A 17,592-nucleotide genomic window follows, 5' to 3' on the forward strand; every position below is an offset into this window, starting at 1 on the left:
ATCATGGCTGTTGACGGCACGCGAGTCGAGGAGCGCCGTGCGGTAACGGTTGCTCCTCATCCCGCACCTGAAGAACCTCAAGCGGATCTGCCCGAACGAGCGGATGCCGAGCCCGAAGGGAGCAGCAACGCTCACGGGGGGTCGGTCGATGCGGAGCGGGCGGGCGCTCGACCGCTTGCTGCACGTACGCGGCGGCAGAAAGCGGTGGCCGCCGCCGTTGCGATTATGGCGGTGTGCCTCATCGGGTTTTCTGCGCTGCATCTCAGTGGCGGCATCGATACCGACGTTTTTTTACAGACGACGGCAGGCTCGTCGCAGTCGGGTTCGCTGTCATCCGGGGGAGATGATGGGCCGGACCGGGGCGAGGGCGGTGCGGCTTTCGACGGTGCCGACGAAGCCGAAGCGGAGCCAAACGATTCCGCTTCGGTTCCGGACGGGCTCGGCGGCGAAGCGGGGTATGGTTCGCCGCCCGCGGCGGGCTCCGCCGGCTCGGTGGACTGCTTGGGGGAATCGTCCGCCGAGTCCGCGAGCGACGGCCCGGGTGGCGGTTCCGGGCAGAGCGCAGCGCAAAACCAAGCACCTGCAACCGTAACGGTTTCGGTATCGGTATCGAGCGCAAATGCCGACGGGTCTGTTTTTGGCGGCGCGAACCCCACGTTTCCGCAGGGGGCGACCGCCTACGATGCGCTTTGCGCAACGGGGCTTCCGGTTGCCGCTTCGGGCGGTTACGTTTCGTCCATAGGCGGACTGTCGGAGCGCGATTCCCGCTACGGCCCATCAAGCGGATGGACGTACTCGGTCAACGGGTCGTTTCCGAGCGTTGCCTGCACCGAATACGTCCTCGATGACGGCGATGCGGTGCGATGGATCTACGTGGTGTAAATGCGCTTCGGGCAATGATGCTCTTTGCCGGACGCGTCTCGCGCTTTAAGGCTTCGGATCTTCGTTGATGATATCGATGACGTCTTGCTTCGAGTGGACACCGAGCTTCTGGTAGACGTTCCTCACGTGCGATTTCACGGTATTTTCCGAAAGGGTGAACTTCTCGGCCATGTACTGAGTCGAGCGCCCTTGCGCCAGACATGCGAGGATATCGCTTTCCCGGGGCGTGAGCTGCGCTTGCTCCGCGAGGTTTCTGCATCGCCGCTCGAATCGATCGTCGCCGTTGGGCATCGTCGGCTCCAAGGCCTTCCCGGTTTTCGCGTCGTCCCCGGCGGTGCCCGCCGAATAATCGGCGATGCTTCGATCTTTGAGTACGAACAGCACGACGGTGGAAAGCAGGTACACGGCTACGAGGGCAAGCGCCATGATGGCAACGCCGCCCGTTTCGATGAATCCCGAAAACGTATAGCCGATCGCCACACCGAGAAGCGAGGCGAGCGCTATCGCCGCTTCGCTCGCGCCGTAAAGGACGAATGCCGGAAGCTTCGTCTGGTGCACGACGTTTGCGATGATGCACCATGAAATAACGTCCGAGATGAGCCATCCCATTGCAACCATGGAGTTGGCAACGCCACCGCCGCTGTTCCAGAAGAACGCGAGTAGGAGAAACCCGCCTGCGGCAATGGGCAGGGCGATGCGGTAGGCGATGGCGATGTTCACGCGTCGGGGGAACAGGATTGCCGGCAGGATCATGGCGATCACGACGAGCAGCGTAACGATGGTCGAGGTCAGTCGCGCTTCGTCGACGTTGACCGATTGCTGTCCCGAAACGAACAGCGTGAGATTGCTCATGAACGCGAAGGTGGCCGTGATGAACACCGGGCGCCAGAGGGATCCCAGCGCCTTGCGAAGAGAGGGCCGGTCCGCATCGGCGGTTTCGACGGTGCGGGCATCCATGCTCTTTTTGAGCATGATCGGCACGACGGCTATTCCGACGATGGCGATGACGAGTATCGCAAGCGGGGGAAGCTCGACGAAGAGCGCGTAAAACAAAAGCGATACGATGTAGGAGGAAAGCACGAACAGGTATGCGGCGCGCAGCGAAAGCGTTCCGCAGAATCGACCCCACAGCAAGAGCATGAGCGCATCGCCGACGCCGAGCAGACAGGCGGCGATGGCGAGCAAAAGCGTGCTTTCCGACGGTCCGAAGCTGAATCCGCTCATCCTGAGGATGATGGTCGAGAGGGCGATTCCGATCACGAGGAGCAGTGCTGCGCATATCGAAAGCGTGCTGGTTGCCGTAAAGCGCGGGTTTCTGTAGACGAGGACGGCGCATCCGGCAAAGACGAGAACCTTCACGGCGAAGAACACCCCGAGATAGCTTGCGGGGGCAAAGCCGGACAGATGAGCTTCGCCCATGAGCGGCATGACGTCATGCAGATAGGAGAAGCTGAACGCCAGGTACAGCGCAAAGCCGATATGGAATGGCTTCGTGCCCTTGATAGAATCGCGTATATGACCGGCTATCGAACCCATCGTGTTATGCGGCAGCTCCCAAACCGTACGGCAAAGTTCCCGTTGAAATCCATGGTGGGCTCATCCCACCCGTCACGGGTGAGAATGATGATAGCTTACTTTCCCCTCGATTTCATCATTCGCGGGTGTGGCGTCGGTATTTCTCTGCCCATAGGATTGCTTGAGCATTGGAGTTTGCCGAGTGCGCTGTCGATCGGGAGGATCGCATCGGCGCAGATCACGATCAAGGGAAAAGCTCGGCATTGAAGGAGAGAGGAATGCAATGAACGAAATCAAGCAGGGTTTGAGCCGTCGTGCGTTTTTGGGCTTGGGAGCGACCGCTGCGGTAGCGGCGGGGGCTGCGGGCCTCGTCGGCTGCGCGCCGGGTTCGGGTGCCGAAACGAAGGAGCCTTCCGGTCAGTCGGCTGGCCAAGCGACTTCGTCGCCGTCGGGCGAGCCGGCGTTCATGGCCAAGCCCGAGGTTCCCTCCGATGTCTTGGAAACCAAGAGCTGCGATGTGCTCGTGATCGGCTTGGGCATATCGGGAATCGTCGCTGCGCGTGCGGCTTCCGAGGCCGGCGCCAAAGTGATCGGCATCGAGAAGCAGGCGCAGATCGGAACCATCGGGCTTTCGGGCGATTTCGGCATCTACGGCTCGAAGATACAGCAGGATCTCGGCATGGAGCTTGCGAGCAAAGAAGAAGTCGTCAACCAGCTTATGAAGGATATGACGTTCCGTCCGCATGCATCGCTTCTGTCGTATTGGTACGATCATTCGGGCGAGGATTTCGACTGGCTTATCTCTGAATCCGACTACGAAGTCGTACCTACGTCGGCAACGCCCGCAAGCGGCGAAAAGGAGAACGTCATCCGGCCGAAGTGCTATCCGGTTCTCGAAGGCTACGACCGCTCCAAAGAGCTGTTCCCGTTCTTCAACGGTTCGGTGACCACCGAGCCGAGCGTGGGCTGGTGCCTCGAGTCGTGCCAGCAGATCGCCGAGGCTAACGGTGCCGAGCTTCTGTTCGGCATGTTCGCCGAGCAGCTCATCACCGACGATTCCGGTCGCGTGACGGGCGCCTACGTACACGACAAGGGCGGCGACTATACGCAGATCGATGCCTCCAAGGGCGTAATCCTGTGCTGCGGCGACATTTCCGGCAACCCCGAAATGCTCGACTACTACGTGCCGTGGGTCGAGGGCATCGCGCCGTTCTATCCCAACCTCGACGTAAAGGGCGATGTTGCCAACACCGGCGACGGCCATCGCATGGGCATGTGGGCCGGCGGGCATATGGAGAAGGGTCCGCTCGCTCCGATGACCCATCATATGGGCGCGGCGCTCGGCGTTGATGCGTTTTTGCAGCTCAACGTGCGCGGCGAGCGCTTCATGAACGAGGATATCCCCGGACAGAACATCATGGACCAGTTGAGCACCCAGCCCGAAATGCGCGCATGGCAGATCATCGACTCGAAGTGGCCCGAGCAGCTTTCGGTGCAGGGAACCGGTCACGGCTATGTGAACTACTACATTCCCGAAAGCGAAGCCGATCAGTGGCCGGCGGTTGTGGGCGAGGAGATGAGCGCGAGCTTCTCGGGTTATACGACCGACAGCATGTTCGAAGCGGCCATCACGCATAAAGCCGATACGATCGAGGAGCTTGTCGAGATGATGGGCCTGCCGAAGGAAACCGCTATCGCGTCGATCAATCGCTACAACGAGCTGTGCGCGAAGGGCGTCGATGAGGATTTCGGAAAAGATCCGCGTCGTCTGTTCCCCGTCGAGACCGGTCCGTTCTATGCGTGCGAGTTCGGCGATGCCGGCATGCTCGTGTGCATGGGCGGCCTCGATACCGATGCCGAGTGCCATGCGCTTGACGACAACATGGAGCCGATCCCCGGCCTCTACGTTGCCGGCAACACGATGGGCAACCGCTACAAGGTCGAGTACCCCGTAACCGAGGCGGGCATCAGCTTGGCGACGGCGCTCGTGTTCGGTCGCCTCGCCGGTACGAAAGCCGCGGCAGGGGAGTAGCCCGGCTTGTTGCCGTGCGCGTGCCCGATTATTCGGCTCATCCGCGTACCGAGCGGGTTCGACAGCCCTTTTCCCTCCCTCGTCGGATCGCTCGCGTATAGAGGCGGCTCTCAAGAGACCGCATGCGGCAACCCCCGCGCAAAGCGGGGGTTGCCGCGTCTCGCCCCGCCCTGCCGTCGGTATCCTGCAGGGCGCAAGCTTTTGCCGGCTGCGGGTTTTCGGCAGAAACCTGAAGCGGTACAGGTTTGCCTCGAAGGCCTGTAACCGTTAGTGAAATAGTCATAAAAGGCTTCTGTTCTGCGTTTATTGTGGTATGGGGATTGGTACAATGCGAACGGGATCGGTTATCCGCATCGCATGCTTGAGCTTACGCGATGCGCGTGTGCGCAAGGAAGGGATACGATGGGCGAGTACAAATGCAGCGCGAAAACAAGGAGAAAGATCTACGATATCGCGCAGGAGCTGTTTGCCGAAAAGGGGTACGGTGAAACATCGTTGATCGATATCGCGAAAAGAGCCCACGTATCGACAGGTACCCTCTATCGGCATTACCCATCGAAGAGCTCTTTGCTCCTCTGCTCGGCAGACGAGAGCGTGTCCGGGCTCGAGAAGGCGGCAAGCGAGCTGCCTGCCAGCATGGGCTGTCGGGACAGGATCGTAGCCCTCTTCGCGAGGGGCATGGAAAACGGCATGAAGCTTTTCGCGGCGATCGACGGCGGGGGCTCTGCGAATCGTTCCGCCGAGCTGTACCTTGCCTATCGGTCGGCCGTATACGCTTCGCCGGAGTCGTTTGCCCGCGTATCGAAGAATCGCGCTGCGATGAGAAGCGCGTTCGAGCGGGTGCTCAAAGGGGGCGTCGAAAGCGGGGAAGTGGTTTCGGGCGCCGATACGTTCGCCGTCGCCGATGCTCTCGTCTCGGTGTTTTTCCAGCACTACGATTCTGCTCTGCTCGGATACGACGAGGAAGGCGATGCTTTGTCGCTTGAGCGAAAAGCCATGGCGGTGCTCGATCCCGTGCTAGTTTGTGCGCAGTAGGCGCAAAGCAGGCGGTAAAAAACGCTGCATGTTTTCGTGTAATCATAGCAAAGCTTTTTTCTGATCAGGAAAAACAAAGAGCGTTTATGCGGTAACGCCAAAAACAAACGTTGCGTTTATGGCTCAACGCGCATCCCATGGGGATACTCCGTCATTGCGAGGGAATCGCTAGAGACAAGGAGTGAACATGGGTATCGAAGAGAAGACAACGATCAATCGCCGTGCGTTTCTGACTGGTGCAGCGGCAACGGGTGCGCTTGCCGCTGCAAGCGCGATGTTCGGGTGCGCCCCTGCTGCGCAGCCATCGGAGGCGGACGCTGCGGGAACCGGTGCGGCACCGTCGATAGGGACGGTCGATGGCTACTCGAGCGTGATCGACTGGCTCGGCAGCAAACCCGAGATATCGGATGATGAAATCGTCGAAACCGTTGATACGGAGGTGTTGGTGCTCGGCGGCGGCAACGCGGGCATTCAATGCGCGCTCGCCGCGGCGGAAGGTGGCGCAAAGGTCGATGTGGTTGAGAAGACGAGCGAGGAAAACCGCAAGGTAAAGGGTGAGGACATCGGGCACTGCAATTCGAAGTTCCTTATCGACCAAGGGTACGGCCCTTTTGATGTCGGTGAGATTGTCGAGGAGTTTTGTATCCGCTGCGGAGGCCGCGTGCGTCCCGAAATCGTGCGCAAGTACGTTGCCAATTCAGGTGAGGCAGTCGACCATATGATGGATCTTGTCCAATGGCCTGACGATCGCATCAAACTGGCGGTTACGACCATCGATCCCGATATAAGCCCCTGCGACCCGAGCCAAGTAATCTGTCAAGTACCCGGCATCGCGCTCGAAGGGTTTACCGATTGGCCTATGAAGCGCGGAGGCTATCGCAGTTGGCCAGGTACTGCCATGTTTATGGGGACCATACGTCATGATGTGGATAAGGAGAACGGCAACGGCGTCGGAGCGTTTTCCCGCCTTGACGAGGTTCAGCAGTTTTCGATTCTCAGAGGCCAAGAGCTTGGCGCAACGTGGCATTTCGAGGAAAGCGCAACCGTACTTGTGCAGGATGAGAACGGCAAGGTAACCGGAGCCATTACAAAAGGTCCTGATGGCTACGTTAAATACAACGCATCGAAAGCTGTGGTGCTTGCGACGGGCGACTACTGCCAGAATGCCGATATGCTCTGGGGTCTGCAAGATGAGCTCGTCGAATGGGCGATGCGCGCCGGTAAAACGAAGGAAGATCTCGTCGGCATGTCTCCTAACATGGGCGAGGGTATCAAGATGGCCTGTTGGGCGGGCGGATACATGGAGGCGTCACCCCGTGCAACCAACCAAAACGGCAGTGGGGCGAACGGTCCGTGGGGTGTCTGCCCCATGCTGTGGATCAATTCCAAAGGCGATCGTTTCATGAATGAAGCATCCGTTCAGCAGAATTTCCCTGAAATCCTTCGGCAGCCCAAGGGTTTGATCGCAGCCATAACGGATTCGAACTGGGCGGAAAGCGTGAAGAACGGCGCACCCGATCACGGTTCGCCGAACTTCGGGCGTCCGGAGTACTTTACCGAGCTGCAGGAAGATATGGCGAAAGTCGAGCTTGAAAACCCCGAGGGAACCGAATGCCGTACGATGTGCATTGCCGAGCGTACGCATAAAATCGTGTACGGTTCGAAAACGCTCGAGGGCTTGCTCGGTATTCTAGGGTATGAAGGCGAGGCACTTAAGAACGCGCTCGCCACGATCGATCATTACAACGAGCTTTGCCACGCGGGTGTCGATTCCGATTTCGGTAAAGACTCCGAATGCATGATCCCGATCAAGAACGGCCCCTTCTATGCTTCGACTGCAGAAAACCAGCGTTGGCTCGGTGTCGGGCTGGGCACTATGGGCGGCCTGGAAACCGACGACGCCATGAACGTTGTCGATAGGGACGGCAATCCTATCGAGGGTCTCTATGCAATAGGGCGTTGTCTGGGTGGGACGTTCGGTTTCTCGAATCCGAATCCTTGGGCCGGCAAGAACATTGGATCTGCGGTAACGCTCGGTCGCGTATGCGGCAAGCTGCTAACGGGTCAAGAAATCTCATAAGAGCGGCGTGCTGAGCGGTGTGCTTGGACGGCATCGATTCCATTCGAAGATCCATGAGGGTCGCGCGATTTCGATTTCGCATGGACGTGCATCTGCTCTGGCGGGATGTCGGTTATCGGCATCCCGCCTTAACGTATTGCGGCACTTTGCTTGAAGAGCGCGATCATCTCTTCTCGGGAGGATATGCCGAGCTTCTGATAGATGTGGTGAATGTGACCGCGTACGGTGCTTTCGGATATGAAGAGCGTCCGCGCGATGTAGGACGACGTGTGATCGGCCACCACATAGCCGAGAATCTCCGTTTCTCGATCGGTGAGCCCGTATGTTTCGGCTAAGGCGAAACATGTCGCCTCTCGGTCTCCTGCATCGTCATGCGGGGGAGCGCCAAAAGGGCTCGCTTCCTTTCCCATCCACGCCAATACGCTGGGTCGTATGGCGAGAAAGATAACGTATATGCAGGTAAGTGCTAAAAAGACACCAGTTACGTAATCGTTGCGTCCGACGATTGCAACAAGGGCTGTGCCGAGAAAGCCTCCGATGGCGAATGTGGCAACGGCGCTTCCGAGGATGAGTTCGGGCTCGAATTCATCCGCTGTCGTGAAGCCGATAATCGACGCGATAAAGAGCATGGAGGCGAACGCGTAGAACAGCATTGATCCATTGCGGGCGACGATGCCCTGCGGACTGTCGGGGGCGATCATGGTGACAACGATCAAGACGAGTCCTAGCACGGGGAGGATTACCTGGTAGATGAGCGAAAGGATGGGTCGTGTACTGTTGATGTACAGAAGGGGGATGATGCAAAGCCCCGAGAGCAGCGTTCCCATAAGGAAGCTCAGGTAGAACAAATACACGCGGTGATCACCTAAGGTGGCGAAAACGAGCGAGAACAAGAATATGCCGATGAGCGGTTCGGCGAGGTTTCCCAGCATGCGCCGGACGGGGCGGAGAGAGGCTTTGACGCTCGGTTCCGTTTCTCTCGATGGCCGATCTGTGACGTGACGCTCGTTCCAGAACGTGGGCAGAATAGCACTGGCTGCCGTAAGGAGGCAGAAAAGCACTGCGGTGATGGGAAAAGGAAGCGTGCCCATCGTGTTCATCAAAAGCACGGCGATGACGCATGAAAGGGCGATGTGGAGCAGGGATTTCTGCATAGAACATCCAGCGTAGGTTTCCCCCCAGGCGAGAAGAACCGAGGCTGCCGATATCCCCGCAAAAAAGCCGGAGGCAATCTGAAGGGGTAACGTTCCCTCGAATGCGACAAGCAGCAAGAAGCCTCCCGCCCCAAGGGCCGTGGAGCCGAATCGCAGCACCTTCTCGATCGCTTGTTTTCCAGTGACGTTTCGGGGGGCTTTTTGGGCAAGCGTAATGCAGACGATGGCATAAATGGCGCACGAAGCGAACGCCGTCAGGGAGAACGGCATGATAAACGTTTCGAAGTATCCGAAATTCACAAAGGAATGCAAGGCGGGCTCGTAGATGAGCAGGGTGGCTATAACGGTAGAAAACCCCAGGTATATCGGCTCGACGACGAGCTTCCGATTCTTTTCCATCGTTCCTCCAGATGACAAGGTAAATCCGTTCGAGCGGCTTCGCGCGATGTGCTTATTATACGGGCAATGCTCCATTCCGCAGCGTGGGCGACACCTGGTTGATTGGCTGTGCTTGTTGTTTGCGATGATCGCATCCGCACAGCACCTGGAAATGAAAAACGAAACGGCCGTGCACTCGATAGGTACATGACCGTTTCGTTTTTCATTTCCAGATCGCCTTATTCGAGCGCTTTCGACGTTTCTGTACCGAAAGCGCTCCGTGCACCTACGAGAACACGACGATGGCGCCGGGGTCCTTGATGCGCAGCGCTGCGGTCTCCATGATGCGGAAGTGGTGGTTGAAGTCCACGAGCTCGGCATAGCCCACCGAGAAGTCGAGTCCTACCGCGAGGTCGAGGTACTCGGGCTCAGCGCACACGAGTACGGCTTTGCTTGCACCAAAGCTGCCGTACATGTACACGTTGTCGCCGATGAGCTTCCTCACGCGGTCAATCTCGAGCATGCCGAGGGAGGGTTGCAGGCGCTGGAGGTCGAGGTAGACATCGGGGCTCACCACGAGTGCGTAGCGCCCGAGGTAGCCGTTCTTTGCCAGCTCGGCTACTGCTTTCGCCACGTCTGAGTAACCGTTCTCATCCCTCTTCCAGTCGGTCTTCTTTATCTTTGTCGCGCCCTTGGCGTTGGCCAGGCCCTGCGTGCCGAGCGTTGCGTTGCCGAGCAGGATGAGCTCGTCCTCGCGACGTGCTGCCTGCTTGGCTGCGCGCGCGGCGTTGGCGAGGTCGAGCGGGTAGCCGGTCTGCTTGGAGTATTCGAGATCGCGGCCGAGGATGGTGAAATCCTCGAACAGCATGGGCAGTTCGAGCTGCGTGCGTCCGGCTATGCGGCCGATGCCGTCCTCGAGAATCTCCTCTTTGCCCACGCCGTCAACCGCGACCGAGGTGGAGCCGGGGCCGATGGGGCCGAACAGCTTCAAGAAGCGGCGGCAGACGATCTGCTCTTTGATGGCGCCGATGACGGTGCCGTCGATCTGCCGCCACAGTTCGTCGGATAGATCGGCGCTTTCGCGTGCCAGGTAATCCATGATGATCACTTCCTGTTCGGGTTATTCGGATAGATCGCCGACGGTCGGGCCCGAAGCGGGCTTCGGAGTTGCGTCGATGCGCAGGTCTTCAAGCATCTCGTTCACTTCGCCTTCGCCGTCCAAGAACAGCTCGGTCTCCTTCGGATCCAGATAGCGCATGAGGGTGATAAGCTCGCCCATGTGGGCCTTCTCTTCATCGCGGATGTCGGCGAGGACCTTCTTGGCTGCGGGATCATCGGTTGCGAGGTAGTGCGATTCGTACAGATAGATTGCTTCGAGTTCTCCTGCGATATCGAGGCGAAGCGCTTGCATGAGCTCGGCGTTCGACATCTTGCGATCGACATTGCCTGCAAAGGGGTTTGCGAATGACGGCATGGTGATCTCCTTCTTTCCCGCTTCGGGCGTACGGCTTCGAAGCTCCGGGTTCTGTTGTCGTTTCGCAATCATACGCCCGTGAAGACGGGTGTGCGAAGACCGTTGTCAAACAGTGCGCACATCGATACCGTTTTGTGATCTGATGTGCATATGCGTGTGCTATAGGCGGTGGGCGGCGAAAGCGCCAGGGTCGCTGGACGGCAGATTTTTCCTACAGGGTGGAAGAGATCATTTGAGCGAGGTAATAGGGAAGGCCGTAGGAGGTTGCGGTCAGCAGAAACACGATTACGACAACGATGATGAATCGTTTCTTGCGCATCACGACGAGCGCGATGAACTCGCGAAGAAGCGCGTTTGGAAGGTAGTACAGTGCGGTGGGCGCACCGATGCCGTCGATCCTCAGCCCCGCTTTGCGCGCGTAGATGCCCGCTCTCATCACATGGTAGCTGCTTGTGGAGAAAATCGCTTTGTATCCCCCGGGCGAGCGAGCGTCCATCAGGGATTTTGAAAAAGCCATGTTCTCGGCGGTGTTGGTCGATTTGTCTTCGACGAGCACGTGGGCGGGATCGTATCCTGCGTCGATCGCGAACTGCGCCATGGCCCGAGCCTCTGCCAGAGGCTCGTCGGGGCCTTGCCCCCCTGACATAACGAGTACGGGAAGCTTCTCGGTTTTGTCGCGCTGCTTGCGGGCGAACTGGATGGCGCGGCGTATCCTGCCGGCTAACAGCGGTGTCACGCGACCCTCGATGAGCCCGCTTCCCAGCACTACGATGTAGTCTTTATCTCTCTTCGGGCGGGCTATCGAGCACAGAGCCGTTGTAACGAGGAACACGAAGACGACGAAGGTGTAGATCGCCACGATGGACGTGATGCCAGCCCAGATGGCTTGAAGCCAGATGGGGATGGATTCCGACGCGACGAACCATGACACGATGACGAGTGCGATGATGCCGATGGCTGCGATAAGCGTAAGCGAGTTAGACAGAGACCTGCCTTCTTTGCGGAATACGACGCGTGCGTTGTGGAGAAGATAGCCGACGAGGATATATATTCCGAACAGGGGAACGATGAGCGCAATGCCTGCTAGCGCGATAAGCGGATACAGCAAAAACGGGTTTGCGGGATGCTGGCCGACGGCAATCGTATACGTTGCTACGAGTGCAAACAAAAACATGCCGAAGGTGAATCCCGACATAAGGCTGGTCTTATTCGTGCGGTATATGAGAAAGAAGACGCCGAACAGCACGGCTGTGACTATGCAGGATGCGGCGATTACTTCCATGGCGGCGAGTCGGCGGCTGCGGTCTTATTGCTTGACGATCATAACCGGCATGGGGGCCGTGCGGAGCACATGGCTGCTTACGCTGCCGAGAATGCCGCGCAGCGCACCGAGGCCGCGCGATCCCATGACGATGAGCCCTGCTTCGTGATCTTTGGCGTAGGCGACGATCTGGTCGCCGGGAAGCGTTTCCTCCACGATATCGATACCCACACGGCTGCCGCCGACGGCGATCACCGGATCGATATGTTCATGGAGTTCAGTATCGGCTTCGTGGATCACTTCGTCGAAGAGGGCCCGCAGGGCAACGGATGAGGGTTTCGGAGCATCGGGCGTTCCGCTTTTCGCTTCGAGTTTGTCGATCACCCGCTGCTCGGTGTCGACGATGTGCAGGATGCGAACGGTCGAGTCGGAATCGAGCGTCGCGATCTTCATGGCTTCGATCAGGGCCGCGTGGGCCGATTCCGAGTTGTCGTAGGGGACGACGATGGTCTTGTACAGCATGCGTTTCCTCTTCCCGCGTAGGCCGATGGGTTCATTATAGCGAACGGAATGCCATCGGAGTTCGCGGTCGTGCTCGGTTACCGACTCGAAACGAGGACCGAGGTGCGCGGAAGGCCGAGGTGCGCGGAAGGCCGATCACCTCGGCGGCCGATACGCAAAGAAGGCCGATGACGTGCTCGGCCTTCTTTGCGTTGTGCGCTCGTGCGAAGCGTCGGCGATGGCTCTATTCGCCGAACATGTCCTTGGCAAGGGCGAGGCCCTGTGACATGACGGCCACGCCGGCCATCCCGCATGCGCATTCGCCGAGTGCGCGCAGTCCCTCGATTACCGTGCCGTCTTCACGCAGCGCACGGTAACCGCCTACGACGTCGGTGGTGATGCCGCCTGTGGTGATGTGCATGGCCCAGGTGCGCGGCGAAGCGTAGAAAGGAGCATTCTCGATCGGGCTCAGGTCCGAGAAGACCGTTCTTCCGAAATCGGGATCCTCCTTTGCGCGCGCGATCTCGTTGTAGCGGTCGATCGTCGCCTTAAGCGTTTGCGGGTCGCAGCCGATCTGTTCGGCGAGTTCCTCGATGGTGTCGGCCACGTAGAGCTGCTTCTGATCGATAAGATTCTGCATGTCGCGGCCGTAGCGGTTCTTGTCGCCCTCGACGCGGCTCGTGTCGGCGTCCGATATCATGAACATCATCTGGTCGGGTTGGGCCATGATGTTCTCGGTCATGGTGTAGCGGTCGAGCACTTCGTCCATGAAGCGCTTACCTTCTTTGTTGACGATCACGCAATCAATGTCATCGCCGACCGTGGTCTCATCGGTGGCGTTCTGGCAGTCGGCGAACGGGAAGGGCATCTGCAGGTGCATGAGCGCAAGCCCGCATCCAACCGAAAGGCCCATGGTGATGCCGTCGCCGTCGTGGCCGTAGCAGTTGGTCGTGGGGATGGCTTGGGTGTCCGACCAGTTCCAGATCTGGTTGTACTCGCGCAGCATATCGGGGTTGCCCGAGAATCCGCCGGTTGCCAGGACGACCCCCTGCGAGGTGCGGATGTTGTAGGTGGTTCCGTCTTCGCCGACGGCTACCAAACCGACGACCGCATCGCCTTCGGTGATGAGCTCGGTGGCGGGCGTGGTCAGCATGACTTGCACGTCGCAGCCGTTTTGGATGGCCTTATCGTAGAACTGGAAGTAGCTCTGTCCGCAGCGACCTTCGGCGGGAACCGCCCAGCGAGGCCACGGGTACCCGACGATGCCGACAGCTTCTTTGAACTTGAAGCCCGAATCGACGAGCCAATCGCCGAACTCCTTCTCGCGCACCGTCACCTGATGGGAGTTGTCGAAATCTTCGCAGTCGGGAAGGTTGTATTCGACGGATTCGAGGATCGTCGAATCGAAGCACCGCGTTTCACCGGATGCTAACCAGTCGGCCCACTGCTGCTTGAGCTCGTCGAGGTAGGTCGCGGGAATGGCCGATTGCTCGGCGGCTGCGATCTTCGCGTCGACCTCGGCTTTCTGCGCGTCGGTCATGGTCGGACGCAACTCGACGGGCGTTTCAGGGTACTCGAGGTAGCCGCCGCAGACGAGGCCGTTGCCGCCGATGTTGCAGCTCTTCTCCACGACGATCACCTTGGCGCCCCGTTGCGCGCAACAGACTGCTGCCGCCATGCCCGAGGCGCCGGCGCCGGCAACGACGACGTCGGCTTCGAGATCGACGACCTCGGTCGACTTCGCGGGGGCTTCGTAGTTGGCCTTGAGGGCCTTCGCATCGCCGCCCGCTTGCTTCACGCAGTCTTCGGCGGCGGTCAGAATCGCCATACTCGTGAGCGTTGCGCCGGTGATGGTGTCGAGGTTGAGCGTTTGGTGTTCGGCGATGAGTGCGGGGATTTCCTCGATGGCGCGATCCGAGATGTACTCGGTTTCTTCGTGCTTGGCTACCTTGGCGCTTGCGATGCTGTCGCTCTCGAACGTCATCTCGACGGTAACGGGTGCAAATTTGCCCTGGGCCGAAGCGGTGTAGGTGCCCGCCGTGAAACTCGTCTGCTGCTCGCTCGTTGCGGCGGGCGCACAGCCGGAAAGCCCGAACACGGCTATCGATACGCCGGCTATCGTTGCTGTTTTCATGAACGTGCGACGGCTCATCGGCGTTCCGTTTGAAGCTGATGAATGGTTTGATTCCATAATGTCCTCCCAAGTTGATGCGGTGCAATTCCTGCCTCAGCCGAACGGCCGGCATCGGCAAGCCGCAGTATGCAGACAAATCGAATTGCGCACATCTCCCCATGGCACAGCGTGGGGTGTATTTTTGTAACCCGCATGTAAACCGCTGCTCGAAAACCCATCCCTCTGTATATAATGCTTGCGGGGGTGGGAGCGTGCGAACCGAGACAGTGCAAGACGATAGAGCGGTGAACAATGATGATCGGCCTTTCGCTACCGGGCGAAAGCTCGGCGATCTCAAGCACTTGTCGCTGTGCTTTTTCGGATTCGCTTTCATCCGCGCATGGGACGATATGGCGTTCTACCGATTTTCAGCGCTGGTGCCCGGTCAGGCGTGGATCGGGCAGGATCTGTTTCTCCTCGCGATGATCGCCGTGTTCGCGCCGCTGGCCGTTTTCGCGCGCAAGGTCGCACCGCTCTACGAGAAGCCGTGGTCTATGCCTACGGCAACGGCTGCGCTCATTGCGTCGACGGTGCTTTGGGTTGCAAGCGGCGTTGGCGGCGATGCGGGATTCGCGCTCATGATCGCCTCGATCGTATGCGCGGGTGCGGGCGCGTCGCTCTCCATTCTTATGTGGGCGGAGCTCCAGAGCTGCTTCAACCCGTTCCGTGTGGTGATCTACGTGTCGGGTGCGTTCTTCCTCGGCGCCATCATGGGGTGGCTCTTCGTGGGGATGGGCCTTGAGCGGCTATCGTTCGTGCTGGTTGTACTCCCGCTGCTCTCGCTCGTTTGCCTGAAGATCGGGTTTGCGAAGATCCCGAAGGCCGATCTGCCGAAGCGGACGTGGGGCAAGATGCGCTTCCCGTGGGGCCTTATCGTCGTGCTCGGCATCTACCAGTTCATCTTCGGATTCCATGCGGCCGACGATATCTCGATGGTGAGCCCCTCGGTATGGGGCACTATCATCGCGGCGGGCGCGCTGTTTCTGGCCACGTACCTCTTGTCTCATCGCTTCGACTTCACGTTCATCTACCGTACGCCGTTCGTTCTCATGACGTGCGGTCTGCTCATAACCCTGCTCGCCTTCTCGAAAAGCAATGTGGTGGGAAGCCTTTTCATATCGACAGCCTACACGTCGATGTTCTTGGTAATCACGATTCTCCTGTGCGACATATCGCATCGCTACGGCATATCGGTGCTCGTTCTGTGCGGCATCCAGGAGGTTGCGACGGTAACCGTGGTGGGGGGAGATCTGCTCGAAAGCTCGATGAACGCAGGGCTTCTGCCCGTGCGCGCCGATGACACCATCGTAATCGTGGTGCTGACGATCCTCGTGGTCATTGCAACGGTAGCGCTCCTGTTCGAGCGGAAGGCATCGGAGGAATGGGGCCTCGCGTTCTTCGGCGCCGATAAGATCGCCGAAGACGGCGACGAGGCGAGCCGCTTTGCGCTGCGCTGCGCCGAGATCGCCGACCGCTATCGGCTTTCGCCGCGCGAGAAGGAAGTGTTCTGGCTGCTCACTTCCGAGAAGACGCTTCCCGAAATAGCGAAAGAACTCTACATTGCAACGGGTACGCTCAAATCTCATACGCGTCGCATCTATCAGAAGCTCGATGTGCACAGCCGTCAGGAGATGATGGATTTGATCGAGGTCGAGGCCTATGACGGTGCGGTCGACGGCAGCAAAAAGCCTGCGGGCAAAAGCGATGCCGCGCAGGTTTGACGGCCCGTAAGCCCGTAGGTCCGTAGGTCCGATGCGTTGTGATGGCTTGAATTCCCAGTTCGGCCCCAAGGCCGGGGGGAGCGGATCGGGCTAGAAAGCTCCGAGCGCTTTGCGAGATGCGAGCACTTCGTCTTGCTGGTTCAGCACATCTTTGCGCATGCGCTGGAAGTTCCAGATCGTCAGCACCAGGCACGTAAAAGTATAGGCGAGGGTGACGATGCTCTTCTCTGTTTCGAACAGCGGGACGATGTTCGCCTTGCTGGCGAAGGCGTACGCCATGATCAGCAGATAGGGAACCAGCAGCAGGTATTCGAACCGGTAGTACCGGGCTACGATGTAGGTGCAGTTCTTGAACAGGCGTTTGCTGATAATGAACAGCGCGATACCGCAATGCATGGCGATAAGCGCACCGAAGAACCAGGGCATGGGCGTAAACTGGAGCAAGGTAATGAAACCGAACGTGAGCAGCGCGGCAAGTGCGAACAGCGCAAGGCCTGTGTTCGTGGTGCGTGGTAAATCGGCCATGTCATCCCTTTCTTGTCGATCAGAGAAGATATACCCTTTTTCGGCTTTGTTCCATGCGCCGCTCGTCTGATATCCGCGAAAAACACATCATTCATCGGGATTTACCCTTGCCATGACGTAACGTCATGGGGGTAGAGTGCTTCGTCGCGCAAACATGATCTTTGCGCTTGCATATCGAGAAGCGAGGAGAAATCGAACATGCCCGTACCCGTAATGATCGGAGCGCTGCTTGCCACGACAGCGCTTATCCTGTACACCGTCGGCATCTTGATGACGGTGATAACCGGGAAGGTGAAGAAACGCAACGTCATCATGCAGACCATCGCCGTCGTATGCGATGCGATTGCGACGGTCTGCATGATGATCCAGGCGCAAGGTCTTATTCCGGCGGATTTCCACGGATGGATCGGCTATACCGCGCTCGCGCTCATGGTGGTCGATCTCGTGTTCGTGATACGCCATCGCGCAGATGGCAAGGCGTCGAGCCCGATGCGCATCTACGCGGCTATCGCTCTCGTGTTCTGGATCGTGTCGTACTCGCTCGGTTTCATGAAGATGGGATAGCTTCGAGGCTGTTGACGGCGTCCGCGCGCTTGCTGGTTGGCAGGTGGGCGTGCGGCATTCGATCGGAGTTGGGGTCGCGGGTTTGATGTTGCCAGAGGCCCGTCTCACCTACGACCCTGTCGGTCGGATTGCCATGAGGTCGAGCAGAAGAGGCAACTCGACCCGAGGTCGGTTGGGATGCAGCACTCGTTCGGGTCGAAGGCAAACCCGCCGAGCGGTACGGTGCCGCTACCAAACCCTGCAGGCCGAGAATCGGCTTTCGCACCGCTGCTGGCATGGACGCGTTGCGAGGAAAAA

The 17,592-nt window shown here is 59.0% G+C and carries 14 protein-coding genes; 6 read left to right on the plus strand and 8 right to left on the minus strand.

Translation table 11 applies throughout. The annotated features are described in order from the left end of the window. The first annotated feature begins 3 nt into the window (after positions 1-3). Entirely contained in the window at positions 4-882 is an 879-nt protein-coding gene (locus MWL89_RS01930; protein WP_244411554.1) for a DUF4430 domain-containing protein, read from the plus strand. Between the two features lie 45 nt (positions 883-927). Here the strand turns inward: MWL89_RS01930 and MWL89_RS01935 are convergent, their stop codons facing one another. Beyond that, positions 928-2,418 (minus strand): LuxR family transcriptional regulator, encoded by a 1,491-nt coding sequence (locus tag MWL89_RS01935; protein WP_244411555.1) that lies wholly within the window; start codon positions 2,416-2,418, stop codon positions 928-930. 262 nt (positions 2,419-2,680) lie between these two features. Here MWL89_RS01935 and MWL89_RS01940 point away from each other — a divergent pair, with 262 nt between their 5' ends. From MWL89_RS01940 to MWL89_RS01950, 3 genes are all read left to right on the plus strand, one after another. Next, positions 2,681-4,429, plus strand: a complete 1,749-nt coding sequence (locus tag MWL89_RS01940; RefSeq protein WP_244411556.1) for an FAD-dependent oxidoreductase — start codon at positions 2,681-2,683, stop codon at positions 4,427-4,429. 402 nt (positions 4,430-4,831) lie between these two features. Then, positions 4,832-5,464 carry a TetR/AcrR family transcriptional regulator gene (locus tag MWL89_RS01945; protein WP_244411557.1) on the plus strand — a complete coding sequence of 211 codons (633 nt, stop codon included), beginning with the start codon at positions 4,832-4,834 and terminating at the stop codon, positions 5,462-5,464. 187 nt (positions 5,465-5,651) lie between these two features. Beyond that, entirely contained in the window at positions 5,652-7,544 is a 1,893-nt protein-coding gene (locus MWL89_RS01950; RefSeq protein WP_102379272.1) for an FAD-binding protein, read from the plus strand. Between the two features lie 128 nt (positions 7,545-7,672). On the opposite strand, the gene MWL89_RS16280 is transcribed toward MWL89_RS01950, so the two are convergent. The 6 genes from MWL89_RS16280 to MWL89_RS01980 form a co-directional block, all read right to left on the minus strand. Next, positions 7,673-9,097: a helix-turn-helix transcriptional regulator gene (locus MWL89_RS16280; RefSeq protein WP_279611950.1), complete on the minus strand. Its 1,425-nt coding sequence runs from the start codon at positions 9,095-9,097 to the stop codon at positions 7,673-7,675. Positions 9,098-9,362: 265 nt separating this feature from the next. After that, positions 9,363-10,175 (minus strand): family 1 encapsulin nanocompartment shell protein, encoded by an 813-nt coding sequence (locus tag MWL89_RS01960; protein ID WP_244411558.1) that lies wholly within the window; start codon positions 10,173-10,175, stop codon positions 9,363-9,365. A 21-nt stretch (positions 10,176-10,196) separates the two neighbouring features. Next, a complete protein-coding gene (locus MWL89_RS01965) occupies positions 10,197-10,550 on the minus strand; it encodes a demethoxyubiquinone hydroxylase family protein (protein WP_102379270.1) in 354 nt (117 codons plus the stop codon). A 211-nt stretch (positions 10,551-10,761) separates the two neighbouring features. Then, the gene (locus tag MWL89_RS01970; protein ID WP_244411559.1) at positions 10,762-11,832 is read right to left on the minus strand and encodes a YdcF family protein; all 1,071 of its coding nucleotides are present in this window, start codon (positions 11,830-11,832) and stop codon (positions 10,762-10,764) included. Between the two features lie 24 nt (positions 11,833-11,856). Beyond that, entirely contained in the window at positions 11,857-12,333 is a 477-nt protein-coding gene (locus MWL89_RS01975) for a universal stress protein (protein WP_244411560.1), read from the minus strand. Between the two features lie 223 nt (positions 12,334-12,556). Then, positions 12,557-14,464: an FAD-dependent oxidoreductase gene (locus tag MWL89_RS01980; RefSeq protein ID WP_244411561.1), complete on the minus strand. Its 1,908-nt coding sequence runs from the start codon at positions 14,462-14,464 to the stop codon at positions 12,557-12,559. Between the two features lie 266 nt (positions 14,465-14,730). Between MWL89_RS01980 and MWL89_RS01985 the strand changes: the two genes are divergently transcribed. Next, positions 14,731-16,206, plus strand: coding sequence for a helix-turn-helix transcriptional regulator (locus MWL89_RS01985; protein WP_180995159.1), 1,476 nt, complete (start codon positions 14,731-14,733; stop codon positions 16,204-16,206). 90 nt (positions 16,207-16,296) lie between these two features. Here MWL89_RS01985 and MWL89_RS01990 read toward each other — a convergent pair whose 3' ends face one another. Next, positions 16,297-16,731, minus strand: a complete 435-nt coding sequence (locus tag MWL89_RS01990) for a hypothetical protein (protein WP_102379265.1) — start codon at positions 16,729-16,731, stop codon at positions 16,297-16,299. Between the two features lie 198 nt (positions 16,732-16,929). Between MWL89_RS01990 and MWL89_RS01995 the strand changes: the two genes are divergently transcribed. Beyond that, entirely contained in the window at positions 16,930-17,295 is a 366-nt protein-coding gene (locus MWL89_RS01995) for a hypothetical protein (RefSeq protein WP_102379264.1), read from the plus strand. The last annotated feature ends 297 nt before the right edge of the window (positions 17,296-17,592 follow it).

The sequence above is a fragment of the Raoultibacter timonensis genome, assembly GCF_022845715.1.
GTDB classification, from domain to species: domain Bacteria; phylum Actinomycetota; class Coriobacteriia; order Coriobacteriales; family Eggerthellaceae; genus Raoultibacter; species Raoultibacter timonensis.